The 16779-nt window shown below is 40.4% G+C and carries 16 protein-coding genes; 10 read left to right on the top strand and 6 right to left on the bottom strand.

Features of this window, described 5'->3' with window-relative positions; translation table 11 throughout:
- Positions 1 to 252 precede the first annotated feature (252 nt).
- On the bottom strand, positions 253 to 1845 hold the full coding sequence (locus GARC_RS19555) for an oleate hydratase (RefSeq protein ID WP_007623522.1): 1593 nt from the start codon (positions 1843 to 1845) through the stop codon (positions 253 to 255).
- Between the two features lie 557 nt (positions 1846 to 2402).
- Here GARC_RS19555 and GARC_RS19550 point away from each other — a divergent pair.
- The 3 genes from GARC_RS19550 (at position 2403) to GARC_RS19540 (ending at position 3750) form a co-directional block, all read left to right on the top strand.
- Positions 2403 to 2783, top strand: a complete 381-nt coding sequence (locus GARC_RS19550) for a VOC family protein (protein WP_039990105.1) — start codon at positions 2403 to 2405, stop codon at positions 2781 to 2783.
- A gap of 55 nt (positions 2784 to 2838) precedes the next feature.
- Complete coding sequence (locus tag GARC_RS19545) at positions 2839 to 3219, top strand: SpoIIAA family protein (RefSeq protein WP_007623510.1); 381 nt, start codon at positions 2839 to 2841, stop codon at positions 3217 to 3219.
- 123 nt (positions 3220 to 3342) lie between these two features.
- Positions 3343 to 3750 (top strand): DoxX family protein, encoded by a 408-nt coding sequence (locus GARC_RS19540; protein WP_007623509.1) that lies wholly within the window; start codon positions 3343 to 3345, stop codon positions 3748 to 3750.
- Between the two features lie 115 nt (positions 3751 to 3865).
- Here GARC_RS19540 and GARC_RS19535 read toward each other — a convergent pair whose 3' ends face one another.
- Positions 3866 to 5686 carry an acyl-CoA dehydrogenase C-terminal domain-containing protein gene (locus GARC_RS19535; RefSeq protein WP_007623508.1) on the bottom strand — a complete coding sequence of 607 codons (1821 nt, stop codon included), beginning with the start codon at positions 5684 to 5686 and terminating at the stop codon, positions 3866 to 3868.
- Positions 5687 to 6000: 314 nt separating this feature from the next.
- On the opposite strand from GARC_RS19535, the gene GARC_RS26470 reads away from it, so the two are divergent.
- The 4 genes from GARC_RS26470 (at position 6001) to GARC_RS19520 (ending at position 10004) form a co-directional block, all read left to right on the top strand.
- A complete protein-coding gene (locus tag GARC_RS26470; protein WP_081587587.1) occupies positions 6001 to 6201 on the top strand; it encodes a DUF1289 domain-containing protein in 201 nt (66 codons plus the stop codon).
- An 85-nt stretch (positions 6202 to 6286) separates the two neighbouring features.
- Positions 6287 to 7213, top strand: a complete 927-nt coding sequence (gene dusC, locus GARC_RS19530) for a tRNA dihydrouridine(16) synthase DusC (RefSeq protein ID WP_007623507.1) — start codon at positions 6287 to 6289, stop codon at positions 7211 to 7213.
- Positions 7214 to 7302: 89 nt separating this feature from the next.
- Positions 7303 to 8727, top strand: a complete 1425-nt coding sequence (locus GARC_RS19525) for an amidohydrolase (RefSeq protein ID WP_007623506.1) — start codon at positions 7303 to 7305, stop codon at positions 8725 to 8727.
- Entirely contained in the window at positions 8724 to 10004 is a 1281-nt protein-coding gene (locus GARC_RS19520) for an amidohydrolase family protein (RefSeq protein ID WP_007623505.1), read from the top strand. The genes GARC_RS19525 and GARC_RS19520 overlap by 4 nt, the downstream gene beginning before the upstream one ends.
- 59 nt (positions 10005 to 10063) lie before the next feature.
- On the opposite strand, the gene GARC_RS19515 is transcribed toward GARC_RS19520, so the two are convergent.
- Together GARC_RS19515 and GARC_RS19510 are read right to left on the bottom strand one after the other, a co-directional pair.
- Positions 10064 to 10246, bottom strand: coding sequence for a hypothetical protein (locus GARC_RS19515; RefSeq protein ID WP_007623504.1), 183 nt, complete (start codon positions 10244 to 10246; stop codon positions 10064 to 10066).
- Between the two features lie 63 nt (positions 10247 to 10309).
- Positions 10310 to 10951 (bottom strand): arylesterase, encoded by a 642-nt coding sequence (locus GARC_RS19510; RefSeq protein WP_052151536.1) that lies wholly within the window; start codon positions 10949 to 10951, stop codon positions 10310 to 10312.
- 1 nt (position 10952) lies between these two features.
- Here GARC_RS19510 and GARC_RS19505 point away from each other — a divergent pair, with 1 nt between their 5' ends.
- Together GARC_RS19505 and GARC_RS19500 are read left to right on the top strand one after the other, a co-directional pair.
- The gene (locus GARC_RS19505) at positions 10953 to 11672 is read left to right on the top strand and encodes an ABC transporter ATP-binding protein (RefSeq protein ID WP_007623499.1); all 720 of its coding nucleotides are present in this window, start codon (positions 10953 to 10955) and stop codon (positions 11670 to 11672) included.
- A gap of 4 nt (positions 11673 to 11676) precedes the next feature.
- Positions 11677 to 14211 (top strand): ABC transporter permease, encoded by a 2535-nt coding sequence (locus GARC_RS19500; RefSeq protein ID WP_007623497.1) that lies wholly within the window; start codon positions 11677 to 11679, stop codon positions 14209 to 14211.
- Between the two features lie 75 nt (positions 14212 to 14286).
- Here GARC_RS19500 and GARC_RS19495 read toward each other — a convergent pair whose 3' ends face one another.
- Positions 14287 to 15189 carry a TIGR01777 family oxidoreductase gene (locus GARC_RS19495; protein ID WP_007623495.1) on the bottom strand — a complete coding sequence of 301 codons (903 nt, stop codon included), beginning with the start codon at positions 15187 to 15189 and terminating at the stop codon, positions 14287 to 14289.
- 17 nt (positions 15190 to 15206) lie between these two features.
- Positions 15207 to 15572, bottom strand: a complete 366-nt coding sequence (gene folX / locus GARC_RS19490; RefSeq protein ID WP_007623493.1) for a dihydroneopterin triphosphate 2'-epimerase — start codon at positions 15570 to 15572, stop codon at positions 15207 to 15209.
- 129 nt (positions 15573 to 15701) lie between these two features.
- Here folX and GARC_RS19485 point away from each other — a divergent pair, with 129 nt between their 5' ends.
- Positions 15702 to 16760 carry an AI-2E family transporter gene (locus tag GARC_RS19485; RefSeq protein ID WP_081587586.1) on the top strand — a complete coding sequence of 353 codons (1059 nt, stop codon included), beginning with the start codon at positions 15702 to 15704 and terminating at the stop codon, positions 16758 to 16760.
- Positions 16761 to 16779 lie beyond the last annotated feature (19 nt).

The raw sequence follows: 16779 nt of genomic DNA, 5'->3' as shown, positions 1-16779 counted from the left end.
AATCGTTTTTATCTATTAGGCTTTGTTTAATTGAAAGCTTTTATTAATATAATACTTAATATTCCATATGATTATGGTGAATTGTAGATATAACACCAGTTTTGACTGCGAACCTTGCTACAGGCTTTTAATAAATTATGCGGCTGCTACTAATCACTTTGGGCATATCTCCAAATAACTCACTAATTTGTATGGTGTTCGCTGCTATAAAAAATCAGTGAGTTATTTGTTATGTAAATTAATGGTGTTTCTTCATCGGCTAATGGCTTTAAGTGCTGCTAGTAGGTACTTAGGGTTGTGGGTTGATTCATACATTGGATGCACCTTCTTGCCGCTATCAAACAAACCATAAACTGCCATTTGGGCGGTTCTGACTGAATATTCAACGGTAAAAACACAGTCTTTAGGTGCTTCAGCAAACTGGCCTAAAAACGCAAAGTTTGTTGAGCCACTTGGTATTACATCGGGTCTATCACCCATATTTCTGGGCATAAAAAGACTATCAATAAATGGCATGGCCACAGGAATACAATTCACTTTTCCTGCTTCGGTAATTGGCGCCATCAATTTTTGGATTTTCAAATGATAATAAAGCTCCTCTAGTATTTCAGCTCCGCTACATTCGGCCATTGTTTTGTCGATGTAATTGCCTTTTCTATCAGGGTAGAGTCCATAGCCCCAAAAGATCTTCACGTCGTTTGGTTGGTTAGGGAAGTGAGGCTGCCTTGCTATGACAATTGACATCAACCAGTTGGAATCGGTCATAGTGACAAGTCCGCCAGTTCCATCTACATTACCTGAAAAGTTTTCCATGTAATCGAGAAAGGTACTGTCTTTCATTGTTGCCGTAAATGAGTACCATTTTTGCAAATTAATATTGTCACAAAATGGATTGGGGTTGCCAAACGACGGATCTTTTTTGGCTATTTTTTTCCATAAAGTCCAAGCGCCGGATTCTTCTACGCCCTTCAATTTAGCTGGTGTATCCCAACTTCCATTATCGGTGCTTTCTGTAATTGAGCCATTGGTGAAAAACACAAAATCATTTTCTCTGAGTACTATTTCAGTTTTGTTTTTAAGATGAATAACAGTTGCGGTTATTTTGTCAGCGGATAAATTGAAATCAATATCAACAACTTCTTTGCCCATTTCAAACTTCACACCTTTTTCTTCAAGGTATTTCTTCATCGGTCTGACAACTGAGTCATATTGGTTATATTTGGTGCGCATCACACCACCCAATCTCTGTAAACCATCCACAAGATGTATGAAGCGTTTCATATATCGTCGCATTTCAGCCAGACTGCTCCATTTTTGGAACGCAAACATAGAGCTCCAGATAAACCAAAACTTGGTTTCAAAAAAACTTTGCTCAAACCAATCTTCTATTCGTTTATCACCTAATGAGCTTTCGGAAACGTAGGTTAGCTTGATAAAGTCGGCCTGTTGTTTAAAAGACAATCCATAAGAAGAAACATCTAGTTTCTTGCCTTCTTTTAATAGACGGGCCTGACCATTGGATACAAATCGTTGATTAAATTCATATGACTCGTCTCGCACTGATATATTTGGGTCTTCCAATGATGGAATATGAGAAAGTAGTTCCCAATAACATTCATAATGCATCTCATGCATTCTTCCACCACGTACTACAAATCCTGTATCTTTATCGCCAGCTCCGTCAGTGGCTCCGCCAGCTATTAAGTCTTTTTCTAAAATATGGATGTTTTCACCGGGTACACCCACATCCTTTTCTAAATATACGGCACTGGCAAGTCCTGCTATTCCACTACCAATGAGATAAATTTTTGAATCTTTATAGTTTTGTTTGTTTTTTGTTTTCATCTAATTATCCTTTGAATTATATCTATACGCATGATCGCGCTAAGTCCTTTTAAACGCTTCAAACAAGTTTTTGAGATGGCATGTAAATTACGTGAGGAACACTGTGTCTATGTTCCCAAAAACAGTTTTATGATGATTTGATATGGTTGAGTTTTCAGTCACTATAAATTAGCTTGTTCAACGCTTATTGATCTCGGTCAAATCTGTTTAAATGATTTACCAATACACTCGAAAATAAAGTAGTTGTCTTAGTAAATAACTCTTAAGAGACTATAAATAGCCCTTAAGCTCAGCAGCGGATAATCTAGGTATTAAAAAACAGGTTTTGCAACATCGTTCAACAAAAAACATCTCAAGAACGCGCAAATATCGAGTTATCCAAAATTGGATCATTAGGCATTCTATTTAGTACATTTTAATGAGAAAGGAGAGTTCAGATGGGTTACAAATCAATTACTAGTGCAATTGCGCTTTACATCATTTCGATCTTGGCTTTTGGACAAACTGACACTATAAATTTAAACGATCTTCAAGATATTAACACCAAGGAAAAACTTATGAGCAGAGTAACTGGAATTGGCGGTATTTTTATCAAAGCCAAAGAACCTGCAAAATTGCAGAGTTGGTACAAGCAACATCTTGGCATTGATGTTCAGGCGTGGGGTGGTACGTCGTTTCGTTGGGTAGATAGTTCTGGTGATCCCACACCTGGAACTACAGCTTGGATGATAGGTGATGGAAGTAATTTTGCACCAAGTGACTCTCCCTTTATGGTCAACTATCGGGTATCTGACTTATCTGCACTTATGGCAGCACTTCGTGCTGAAGGATGTGATGTTCTAGAAAAAACAGAAGAATCCGAATATGGAAAGTTCGGTTGGGTAATGGATCCTGAAGGCAATAAGATTGAATTATGGGAGCCACCTGCTGGCGAATAAAACTGCGGCGCAGTGGGATTTATCAAGATACATATTTTAATTAGGAGCAAACAGTATGAAAATCCAACGACACGGTTTATCTATCGGAATTGAAAGAACAGGTAGTGAATTTTTTCTTACTTTGAAGGCCCAAGGAACATTAACTCATGATGATTATAAAATTATTACTCCGTTAATTGATTCTGCTTTGTCAGAAGTAAAGGATCCAAAAGTTAAAGCCCTTATTGATGGAACAGAGTTGCAAGGATGGGATGTCAGAGCTGCGTGGGATGATTTCAAAATAGGCTTAAAGCACGGTAATGAATTTTCAAAAGTGGCGATTTTTGGAAATAAAAAATGGCAAGAGTTAGCTGCGAAGATAGGTAGTTGGTTTATTTCTGGTGACATTAAATATTTTGACAATGAAAATGACGCAATATCTTGGCTCAATGAGTGATATTAAAAATGCATAATGAGTTCATCTAATTATAAATATACACCCTTGCAAGGTCAGTTCATTTAGATATGCTTGATAACCTCTAGCGCTAGGGCAGTCCAGCCTGGATTTTAGGAGTTAATTATGAGTGCAGTTAAATCTAGAGAAAAATTCTCATTTCTATTTTTGAGAAGTGTTGTCGGAATAATAATTGCGAGTCACGGATGGCATCGACTATTAACTGGAGGTTATGAGCCTTTTGGTGGGTGGTTAACTGGTGAAGGCTTTCCTTTTGGCCTAGGGATAGCTTGGGGTATCACGCTTTTTGAAATTATAGGTTCACTTTTTTTGGTGGCGGGTAAAAAGTTATCTTATGTTTGTACAATCTTCATTTTAATTTATTTTTCGGGCTTAATTTTAGTGCATTTACAACATGGATGGTTTGTTGTCGGTTCAGGTTCAAATGGAATTGAGTATAGTGTTTTGTTAATTGCCTCACTTTTCGTTATTGGTTATTCAGAGATAAATAAGTCGGCTGGATCAGTGATATAACAAACACATTAATTCACTGCCTCGTCAGTTAAAAGAGGCAGCGTTTCAACATGAGTTCGAGTGGAGTACTAAATAGGATGAATGCTAACTATTCAGTACTCCAACACACACTAGTCTATAAAAAAGACAACAAGTCTTGGTCCAGTTGCATTAATGTTTTTGGGTCGGCCATCATGGTTTTAGCTAAAGACTTAGTTCTGGGTAATAAACGTTCAAAATAGAATTCAGCGGTTTTGATTTTTGCTCGGTAGAAGTCACGATTTTCAACTTCTCCGGCTAATTTTTCATAAGCGGATTGCGCCATCTGAGCCCAGAAATATGCCATCACGATATAACCTGAGTACATTAAATAATCTACTGAGGCTGACCCTACGAAGTCACGATCCTTTTTGGCTTTTAAGGCCAAACGCATGGTGTATTGTTGCCAGTTCGCCACATTTTTGCTTAATGCCCAAATAAACTTATTCATTTGGCGCTTATGAGGGTTTCTAGAAATCATGCTTTTGTCTTTGCAGAAAATTAAAATTTCTTTACTGAATTTATTTAAAGACTTGCCTCGAGTGAGTAATATTTTACGGCCTAATAAATCTAAGGCTTGGATGCCTGTTGTGCCTTCATATAAGGTCGCTATACGTACGTCACGAACAATCTGTTCCATACCCCATTCTTTGATATAACCATGACCACCAAATATTTGCATACCTTGACTGGCACTTTCACAACCTAGTTCGGTTAAAAATGCTTTAAGGATAGGAGTGATGAAACCTAATCTATCATCTGCATCTTTACGTGCTTCATCTGTTTTTGCCATTTCTATTTCATCAGCAATCTTGGCGGTGTAATACACCATGGCACGACCACCTTCGGCGATGGCCTTTTGAGTCATCAACATTTTACGTACATCAGGATGCACTATTATGGGGTCTGCCACTTTATCAGGGAATTTTTTACCAGATAACGCCCGCATGGATAAACGATCTTTGGCATATAATAATGAGTTTTGATAGGCCAGCTCAGAGGCGCAAACACCTTGTAAAGCGGTGCCTACACGAGCCGCATTCATAAAAGTGAACATACATTCTAGGCCTTTGTTTTCAGGGCCGATTAATACACCTTTAGCATTATCAAAATTTAGTACTGCAGTAGCTGAGCCTTTAATACCCATCTTATCTTCAATTGCACCGCAAGTGACATTATTGGTTTCACCTAAGTTACCTTGTTGGTCGACTTGGATTTTTGGCACAATGAATAATGAAATACCACGAGTACCTTCAGGTGCGCCGGGAAGACGTGCTAAAACGATATGAATAATATTTTCTGTTAAGTCATGCTCACCTGCTGAAATAAATATTTTAGTTCCTACAATATCGTAAGTACCGTCATCATTTGCTACGGCTTTGGTTTTAACTTGGCCTAAGTCAGTGCCACATTGAGGCTCGGTTAAACACATAGTGCCGGTCCATGTACCTTCGGTAAGTGGGGGCAGGAATAATTCTTTTTGCTGTGTCGTGCCATGAGTTTGAATAGTATTCATTGCACCATGACTTAAGCCAGGGTACATGGCCCATGACCAATTAGCAGTGCCCATCATTTCTTGTTTAGCTATGCCTAATGAAGGGGGTAAACCTTGTCCGCCATGCTCAAGTGGGTGAGATAAACTTTGCCATCCCCCTTCAACATATTTGTTATAGGCCTCTTTAAATCCTTTAGGAGTAGTGACAACACCATTGTCAAATTTACAGCCTTCTTTGTCACCGCTTTGGTTTAAAGGTAATAGTTCGTTTTCACAAAATTTTGCGCATTCTTGTAATATCGCATCGACTAAATCAGGTGTTGCTTCGGCAAACTCAGGGTATTTTTCATAATGAGCGTAATATTTAAAGACATCTTCAATAAGAAATTTCATGTCCATAACAGGCGCTTTGTATTGCAACATTGTAGAACTCCAACAAAAAAAGGGGGTTGATAAATTTTGTTAGAGTATAGCAGTAAATTTACTGGTCTTACCACTTGTTTGATTATTCTTGGTTCTGTGCCTCGGATAGACCTGTTTGTTGATTTTATGTCGCTGACATTTAGCTATATATGGTCTAAATAAGGTTGCCGAAGATATTGTGATGTGTTTTTAGGTATTTTATTAAACCAATTAAAAATCGGCTGGGCAGATGATTAAATTACAGACAGTTCAAGATCTACAACGTATTATGCGTAAACAATAGATACAGATTTTAGTCGGTGTAAGCGCGCGTAATGATTAGCCCAACTCCTAATGAAATACAGTCTCCTTGTGTCCGGAATTGTTGTTTAGATGACAAAGATATGTGTTTAGGCTGCTTTAGAGTCATAGATGAAATTTTGATTTGGGGCCAAGCTGATGATAAAAAAAAGCGCGAAATATTAGTTCTCTGTGGATCCCGTAAGAAAAACTGCAAAAATAGCAGGCCTTTTTAGCTTTCTGTTGGATTAAGCTGCTTCTCGGATTTCTTTTTTTGCTAAAATAGTCAGTCCTACTTGCCACTATAACAATCCCCTAACAATGCATATTACTTTAGCCCCGATGGAAGGGGTAGTTGATCACCTGATGCGCGACATGTTGACCCAAGTGGGTGGCTTTGATTTGTGTGTCACCGAATTTGTGCGAATTGTTGATCAATTGATGCCTAAACGTGTGTTTTATCGGATGTGCCCTGAATTACACAATCAAGGTTTCACACCAAGCGGTGTGCCAGTAAAAGTACAATTGTTGGGTCAGCATGCTGATTGGTTAGCGGAAAATGCGTTTCGCGCAATTGAATTAGGCTCACACGGTGTGGATCTTAACTTTGGTTGCCCTGCTAAAACCGTAAACAAAAGTAAGGGGGGAGCAGTGTTGCTGCGCGAACCTGAAACTATATACCAGATTGTTAGAGCAGTGCGCCAAGCTGTTCCTAAAGACCAAGCTGTAAGTGCCAAAATGCGTTTAGGCTTTGATGACACTTCGTTGGCAATTGCTAATGCACAGGCCATTGCTGAAGCTGGGGCTGATTCATTGGTCATTCATGCGCGAACTAAAGTCGATGGTTATAAACCTCCTGCTTATTGGGATTGGATTGCGAAGATAAAACAGCAAGTTGATATTCCGATCGTGGCCAATGGCGAAATCTGGAATGAGCATGATGCATTCAATTGCCAACAACAATCAGAATGCGAAAATGTCATGCTCGGCAGAGGTGCTTTGGCGATGCCGAATTTGGCACAAGTGATTAAAAACACTGAGCAGCATATGCCATGGGAGCAAGTTAAAGCCTTGTTGGTGCGATATTCTGGTTACGAATTGTTTGGTGATAAAGGTAAATATTATCCTAATCGTGTGAAGCAATGGTTGGGGTATTTGAGTCGTCAATATCCACAAGCAGAGGCTTTGTTTATGCGTATTCGCGCATTGAAAAGTGCGGAAGATATTTTGCGACATATCCAATCCTAGTAAAATTCTGTAAATGTTATTAGGATTAGGTGTAAACAATTAAGATTACATCTTGTACCCATAATAACAACAGAATATCAGGGATAAATATGAATATTTTAGATAATAAGCGCCAGCTATTTAAATTAGCTGCCGTTGCGAGTCTATTAACTTTGCTGGGTTGCTCAGACTCAAGCGAAGATAAAGCCAATGAGCCAGCGTTTCAAATCAATGCAAACCCGTTCCCAAGTACCTACAAACCTATTCCCAGCAAAAGTGTTTTGATTACTAATGCTACGATTTTAGATGGCATAGGTGGGATTTTTAATAACAGCTCGGTATTGCTACAAGATGGTAAAATTGTCGCTATAGGTAATGATTTATCTTTGCCTGATGATGGTGTGACTGTTGATGCTAAAGGTAAATGGGTGACCCCAGGTATAATCGATGTGCATAGTCATCTAGGTGTGTACCCGGCGCCCGGTGGTACTGCGCATTCTGATGGTAACGAGGCAACCAACCCTGTGACTGCTGAGGTTTGGGCTGAACATTCTATTTGGCCGCAAGATGCTGGCTTTCAACGAGCTTTGGCTGGTGGTGTCACTGTTATGCAAATACTTCCTGGCTCAGCCAACTTAGTTGGTGGCCGAGGAGTGACAGTCAAAAATTTACCGGGCACAACAGTGCAAGATATGAAATTTCCTGATGCTCCTTATGGTATGAAAATGGCCTGCGGCGAAAACCCAAAAAGGGTATATGGTAAAAAAGGGGGCCCTTCAACACGTATGGGTAATGTGGCCGGTTACAGGCAAGCCTGGGCCGATGCACAAAACTACCAGCGTACCTGGGACAATTATTATGCTGACCACGAAGCTGGTAAAAAAGACGCTAAAATACCCAAACGCGACCTAAAACTTGAAACTCTAGCTTTAGCACTAAAAGGCGAAATTCTGGTGCATATGCATTGTTATCGTGCTGACGATATGGCCACTATGCTGGATGTAATGAAAGAGTTTAATTACAAAATAGCGGCGTTTCATCATGCTGTTGAGGCATACAAAATAGCCGATCAACTCGCAGAAGCTGAGGTGTGTTCGGCGATGTGGGCTGATTGGTGGGGATTTAAATTAGAGGCTTATGATGGAATTCAAGAAAATATACCTATGGTACATGCAGCTAAAGCCTGCACCATAGTGCATTCTGATAGTGACTTGGGTATCCAAAGGTTGAATCAAGAAGCTGCCAAAGCATGGGCCAATGGTCGTCGAGCGGGCATCGACATTAGTCAGGCAGATGCTTGGCAATGGTTATCAGCTAATCCTGCTAAGTCTTTGGGGATTTTTGAGCAAACAGGCTCATTGGAAACAGGTAAAAATGCTGATGTGGTGATTTGGAGTGCCGATCCGTTTTCGACCTATGCCCAAGCTGAACATGTTTATTTAGACGGGGCGTTAATATATGACCGCAATGATCCAGCCTCATGGCCAGTGAGTGATTTTGAACTAGGACAACCCGGTGAAGGAGACAGCAAATGAACACACTAATTAAATATTTATTACTTGGTAGTATGTTATTGACTCCATTTGTTGGTGCTAAAAGTATCGCTATTGTGGGGGCTAAGGTACATACCATGTCGTCACAAGGGACGGTTGATAATGCCACTGTGCTTATTAAAGACGGTAAAATTCAAAAAGTAATGCAAGGTGAGGTTGCTTTAGCGGGATACGAAATTATTGACGCCAAAGGTAAAGTGGTAACGCCTGGGTTGATTGGCGCAAGTACCTCGTTGGGGTTAGTTGACGTGGGTTTTTCTGCCGGTACCAATGACAGTAATTCAAGTTTGACTAGCATTTCTGCAACAGGCGCTGCGTTTGATGTGTCTTATGCCATTAACCCTGATTCTTCGTTAATGGCGATTGCACGGATTGAAGGCGTGACCTCAGCAGCAACCTCAATGGGTCGCACCGGGCAATTGTTTAACGGGCAAGGAGCTTTGATTACTTTAGGCGATACCAGCACTCCTTTAATCCAAGCACGAGCCTTTATCAGCACTAGAGTTGGTAATGGTGGAGCTGACACTATAGGAGGCTCTCGCAGTGTACTTTGGGTAAGCTTAGAAAAAGCCCTTGCTGAAGCCAAGTTTGCAGTGGGTAAATCGCTCTCTCCAAGGGATGAATGGCATGGCGAATTGAGTCGGACGGATATCGTGGCATTAATTCCCTTAGTTAAAGGTGAAATACCGCTTCTAGTGGATGCTCGCAGAGCGGCTGATATCAGGCAGGTTATTGCTTTAAAACAACGTCATTCACAATTAAATATTGTGATCACTTATGCAACTGAAGGTTGGCGAGTAGCTAAGGAGTTGGCAGATAACAATATTCCAGTGATCCTTAATCCTGAAGCTAATTTACCTTCTAGTTTTGATCAGCTCGGAGCCACACTTAAAAATGCCGGTCGGTTAGCTGATGCTGGTGTACAAGTTAGTATTGGCATGGAAACCCACAATATCCGCTTAGCAAGACAGCACGCAGGTAACGCCGTTGCCAATGGATTAATTTGGGAGCAGGGGCTAGCGGCCTTAACTATCAACGTGGCAAAGTTATATGGCATTGATGATACGTTGGGTAGCCTCGAAGCCGGAAAAATAGCTGATGTGGTGATTTGGTCAGGCGACCCTCTTGAAGTAACGGAAGCTGCGGAAATGGTCTTAATTGCAGGAGAGCCAGTCAAGATGCAGTCTAGGCAAAGTAAACTTAGAGATCGCTACCTGAAGTTACAAACGGATAAACCCATGCAATATGTTCGTCCGTAATGGATAAATAAAGACAATAAAAACCGAGTAAATTAACTCGGTTTTTTTTATTTTGATTTTTAAACGCTAATATCGACTAAACTGCCTACTCGCTGGTCTTGTGCCGGAGGCGGTTGACTCTCTTGCGGGGCTGATGTTTCTAACACTGCTTGTTGTTCAGCTCTATTGACCTGCTGTACAGAGCCTGTTTGAGTCGCTGTAGTCTGCGCCAGTGAACCTGCACCTGATGAACCAATTTCCACATCGTACTCCTATTTTTAATAGAATGAATATCACTCCATTCTAGTCGGTAATTTTTTATTCTGCTAGGGTAAAATAATCTCCCTTAATGCTTTTTGCATCTCTTTTGCTATTACAATTTGTGCTTCGGCAGTCGGATGGATGCCATCCCTTTGCATTAAATTTTTATCTAACGCTATGTTCTCTAAGAAAAAAGGCAGTAATACTAAGTCGTGTTTTGTCGCCAAATCAACATAGGTATTAGAAAACATCTGGGTGTATCGTTTGCCATAATTAGTCGGTATTTGCATTTGTTGCAATATGACTTTTACCTCACTTGTTTGCGACAATTGAATGATTTTCTGCAAGTTATCGCGCATCTTATTCACTGGATGGCCCTGCAGTCCGTCATTTCCTCCTAGCTCAACATAAATATGTGTGGGTTGATGTTGCTCCAGTAACCTTGGTAATCTGGCAAGGGCGCCATCTGTGGTTTCACCGCTGATTGCGGCATTAACAATATTGATCTCTTGATCTTGCCACGCATCTTGTAACAAACTTACCCAGCCTTGCTCTTGCTTTAGACCATAAGCTGCACTTAGGCTATCACCTAGAATCAATAACTTTGTTTCTTTAGCCTGTAACTGATCTGAAATCAGTAATAAGGGTATAAAGATTAATAATGTATAAATTTTATTTCGTAACGAATTGGTATTAAGAAACAGCACTATGACTCCTACAACTATGATTAAGACAAACGGTATTAGCAAAACAGTTACTACGACTCAAGGTCAATTACAGATCCTCAAGCCAATTAGCTTTGAAGTCAAGGCGGGTGAGTCGGTTGCCATAGTAGGCGCGTCAGGATCCGGAAAATCTACCTTGCTTAGCTTATTAGCTGGACTTGATGAAGTGAGCGATGGGGAAATATTCATAGATGGTCAAGCTATGCATAATATGGACGAAGAACAACGAGCTCAATTACGAGGGGCGAAAGTAGGCTTTATTTTTCAAAGTTTTATGTTAGTTCAAAGTTTAACTGCCCTTGAAAATATTATGTTACCAGCTGAAATAGCCGGACATGATGATGCTAAGAAAAGAGCATTAGATATCTTAAAACAGGTTGGCCTAGATCACCGAGCCAGTCACTACCCCAATCAATTATCAGGTGGTGAGCAACAACGTGTGGCGATAGCGAGAGCCTTTATTTCCCAACCCAAAATTTTATTTGCTGATGAACCCACGGGTAATTTAGATGCGGCCAACAGTGACAAAATTGAAAAATTATTGTTTGAGTTAAATCAAAACTCCAATACCACTTTGGTATTGGTGACTCATGATCCAGTGCTGGCTGGCAAATGTCAGCGTCAGTTACATATGCAAGCTGGTGAGTTGACTGAGGTTTTTGCAAACACAACAACCGAGCAAGCCGCTCAGAAAGTGGGTTAGTGCTATGACGAATCATACCTTCAGTCTAGCTTGGCGCTTGTTTCGTCATGAAACCAAACGTGGCGAGTTAACTATTATACTACTGGCTATTATTCTGTCTGTGGCCTCTGTGTTATCACTTTCATTATTTAGTGAACGGCTTAAATCAGCATTAACTGAAAAAAGTGCTGAGTTTATTGCTGCCGACAGAGTACTTGATTCAAACAGTCCTGTTGACCTTGCTTGGATTGAAAAAGCCAAAGATATGGGCTTAAACACGGCTCATCAAACTTATGCCCGTTCAATGGTATTTGCCAATGAACAAATGGACTTAGTGGATTTAAGAGCCGCAGGTATAGGTTATCCACTTAAAGGCACAGTTAAAGTCGCTGATGAGCCTTTCTCACCGGGAGTTGCCATAAACCGTCTACCTGAGTCTGGAGAGGCTTGGATTGAATCTCAATTGTTCCAGACTTTAGCCATTAAAGTCGGTGACAACATTGAAGTAGGTGACAAAATATTTAAGGTCAGCAAAGTGTTGACCGAAGTGCCCGACGCTGGATTTAGTGTATTTGGAGGTGATCCCAAAATATTGATTTCAAAAGTAGATTTGGCCGCAACTAAGGTTGAAGGTCCCGGAAGCAGAATTAATTACAGCTATTTTTTTACCGGCGATAGTGGCGATTTGGATAATTATTACGATTGGCTGGAGCCGCAACTCGACAGGGAAATCCATGATTGGGACTCGATTGAAGACGATGAATCCGGCATAGGCCGAGCGGTAGGACGGGCAGGGCAATACTTTTTGTTGGCCAGTTTGTTAGCCATTGTTTTAGCCGCTGTTTCTATTGCTGTGGCTGCGCAGCGCTATAGCATGCGACATTACGACCCAGTCGCTATTATGAAAACCTTAGGTGCACCGAAAAAAATGGTGCAACAAATCTATCTTTTACAGATCCTATTTATCACCGCATTAGGTATCACTATAGGCGTGATATTGGGCTTTATAATACAACAATTCGTAGTCGCGGCTATTGCCAATAAAGTGGATGTATCCATAGATGTGTGGCATTGGCGCCCGCTTATTATTTCCATTTTCACCGGTACTGTGTGTGCGGTATTATTTTCGTTATATCCTTTAATGAAACTGTTTTCGGTATCGCCACTACGGGTATTACGACGTGACTTAGGGGCTAATTTAAGTTCGAGGTTAATCCAATTTGTGGCTTCGGGCGGCGCTATATTTTTGTTGATGTGGGCCTATAGCCAAAATTTAAAAGTCAGCGCTATTTTATTTGTTTCAGGGATTATCTTGGTAGTGAGTTTGTTAGCTGTGACCTATGGTTTGATTTGGGTGGGGCGTAAACTCGGTCAAGGTAAAATGGGTGCCTGGCAGTTAGCTTGGGCGAGAATTCATCGTCGAGCAATGGATAATAGTGTGCAACTGATAAGTTTTGCCGTCACTATTATGCTGTTGTTGATTGTTTTAGTGATGCGTAACGACATGGTACAGCAATGGCAAAATCAGTTACCACAAGGCACGCCTAACTATTTCTTGGTGAATATTAGTCAAGCACAGCAACCAAACCTAGAGCAACATTTTGCAAGTAACCAAGTTGTTATTGATAAATTTTATCCTGTGGTTCGCGGGCGATTTGTTGCAGTCAACGATGAAAAAGTGCGCACTGCAGTATCCAAAGAAGATCCAGACGAACAAAATAATGGTCGTGATGGCTTAGGAAGAGAAGCCAATTTAACTTGGAACACAACTCTACAACAGGGTAGTGAAGTGGTTGCCGGGCAATGGTTTGGGGCAAAAAACAATAGTGATACTGCCGCCCAAAGACCTTATGAGGTGTCTATTGAAAAAGGCATCTCAGAGCGTATGCAACTAAGCTTAGGTGATAAGTTAACTTTTAATATTGGTAGTGAAATTATTGATCTTAAAGTAACCAGTATTAGGGATGTTAACTGGCAATCTATGCAGCCGAATTTTTTCTTTGTGATAGAACCTCGAGCGTTACAGAATTTTATTCCTACCTACATTTCTAGCTTTAATTTACCTACAGAGCGCAAGGCGGATATCACTGTATTGATGCAACCTTTTGCCAATGTGACTTTGATAGATGTGGATGCGCGAATAAATCAGCTGCGAAATATCGTTGATCAGGTATCGTTGGCGGTAGAGTTTATTCTGATATTAGTATTAGCCGCAGGAGCCTTAGTGCTTATTGCTCAAGTGCAGGCTAGTATGGATGAACGCCAACAAGAATTAGCTATCTTGCGTACACTCGGGGCTAAAGGCAGATTGATAAGAGCCAGTGTGGTGTTTGAATTTCTGATTATTGGGGTGGTGGCAGGAGCGATGGCTGCTGCTGCTAATGAATTCAGTTTGTATATGTTACAGACCCAAATATTCCAAATGCCCGCCAGTTGGCATTTAGAGTATTGGGTTATTGCTCCAATAGCGGGAGCTGTGGTAGTGGGTACTCTTGGTGCTTTAGGGTGCTGGCGCTTGTTGTCACTCAACACCAGTCATTTGTTACGTCAGATGGTTTAGATACAAAAAAAGTTGATACTTTGGGGTATCAACTTTTTTGATTATTTATACTGATTGGATTACTTGCTCAATTTCTCACTTTATTTTTTTACGAAAACAATCCAAAGCTTGGGATATTTTAGGATAGATAAATTTATAACCACTTTCTTCTAAGCGTTTAGGTACAACTCGTTGGCCATATAAAACTAAATCAGCCATTTCGCCCATCATCATTCTGAGCACAAATTTAGGTACTCTAAATAGACAAGGGCGCGATAGCGCTGAGGCAAGTTCACGGCTAAATTCTTGATTGGTGACAGGGTTAGGTGCAGTAAAATTATAAATGCCTTCACAACTTTTATTAGCAATTAAATGGGCGATACCTTGCAGCATGTCTTCAAGGTGTATCCATGACATATATTGGGTACCGTCACCTATTGGTCCGCCTAAACCTAGTTTAAATGGCAATAACATTTTTTGTATTGCGCCACCTCTTTTAGTAATGACCACTCCAGTTCGTAAAATACACACCCGAGTTTTATCTGACTGTGCCTGGTTGGCTAAAAACTCCCAACGTTCGCAGAGGTGATGGCTAAATTCATCATGAGTAGGTAAGAAGTTTTCATCAATAATTTGATCCTGTTGGCGGCCATAAAAGCCTATCGCTGAACCACTGATCAATAAATTTGGTGGATTTTCACCGGCGTTAATAAGTGCCACTATTTCTTTAGTGATAGACCAGCGACTTTGTTCGATTTTATGTTTTTGTTCATCAGTCCATTTTTGGGCGGCAATGGGTTCACCGGCTAAATTAATCACTACATCAAAGTCGTCTAGGTTGCTGAGATGGGAAAGTGTGGATAAAAAGTGGATTTTATGACCAAGTATTTGTTCAGCCATAGCCACATTTCGGGTGTAAACCGCAATATTGCATGGACGCAGAATAGGGATAAGATTTGAACCAATTAAGCCTGAACCACCGGTGATAAGTATTTTCATTTGTCCCCTGAATACAACTAGGTTTTACTGCATGATAAACATAAAGAAACTGAATCTGCGAAACGTAAGGCGTGGGGTTTATCCACTTCTACTTCAGCATAGTTCACTCTTGGGTGTTCTGCCGCTATAGCGAGTACATCAGCTGTGAGTTTTTCGAGTAAAAAAAATCGATTGTTTTCAACCAATTTAATAATTCTTTTGGTGATGGTTTTGTAATTGAGGGCATCGTCCATTTCATCTGAATCTGTTGCCTGATCTGCGTGGTAATGTATTTTTACGTTGATGACGACATCTTGCATATTGACGATTTCATCGTCGTTAATGCCAATATAAGTACGTAAACGTAAATTTTTAATCCTAATGGTGGCTGGGTTTAGCTTCATATTCTTCCTAGGAGCTGTTGAATATCTATTTGTAGTAGATATTGAGAACATTTATTTGTTGAGCATGCGCTATAAAATACCATATATATCTGCTAGTTTGCTCACAAGGTATTCATTCAGAAATTTCATATGCAAATCAAATCGCAAAGATCCACCAAGGTATTACTGATAATGGCGTCAATAGTGGTCATCTTAGCCGGTGTTAAAGCCGCTAGTGCCATAGTAGTACCATTTTTATTGTCTGTTTTTATTGCCATGGCTTGTAGCCCTATTATTACTTGGGCAAATCGCTACAAATTGCCTAGAGCCATAGCTGTTATCTTAGTCATACTGATTATAGTGGTATTTGGATTGATCCTGGCTGGATTAGTGGGTCAGTCGATGAATGAATTTAGCCAAAACATGCCTAAATATAGAGAACAATTAGTTGAAGAATTTGCTTGGGTGATTGGTCAGTTGGATAAGGTCAACATTAATGTCGATAAAGAAGCACTGCTCTCTTATCTAGACCCTGGTGCAGCCATGAATATGGCAACAAACTTGTTGTCTAGTTTAGGTGGTGTGTTAACCAATTTTTTGTTGATTTTGTTAATAGTGGTCTTTATGTTGTTCGAAGCAGAATCAGTACCGAAGAAAATTCACATCGCTCTTGATGATCCCAGCATGAAAATTCAACAAATAGATAAATTTTTACTATCAGTTAAAAACTATTTAGCCATCAAAACCTTAGTTAGTTTAGGTACCGGCCTTATCATTGGCATCTGGTTGTATGTTCTTGGTGTAGACCATTTTTTACTATGGGCTGTTTTAGCATTTTTATTTAATTATATCCCAAACATAGGATCTATTATTGCCGCTGTGCCTGCGGTGTTACTAGCTTTTGTGCAACTCGGTCCTGCTACAGCCGGTTTCACTGCTTTGGGTTTTGTGGTGTCGAATATGGTGATGGGCAATGTGATTGAACCTCGTTACATGGGACGTGGTTTAGGGTTATCTACTTTGGTGGTATTTTTGTCTTTGATTTTCTGGGGATGGTTGTTGGGAACTGTAGGTATGCTGTTGTCGGTGCCTCTCACTATGATTGTCAAAATAGCATTGGAGTCTAGCCCAGATACGCGTTGGGTGGCTTTACTGCTAGCTAGTGAGAATGACGAACCCGTGAGTGAAGAAAGTCAGGTCGAGGCTTAGAGGTCAATCTTAGCTTCGA

It is taken from the genome of Paraglaciecola arctica BSs20135 (genome assembly GCF_000314995.1).
GTDB classification, from domain to species: Bacteria; Pseudomonadota; Gammaproteobacteria; order Enterobacterales; family Alteromonadaceae; genus Paraglaciecola; species Paraglaciecola arctica.
This window is presented reverse-complemented; position numbering and strand designations above follow the sequence as displayed.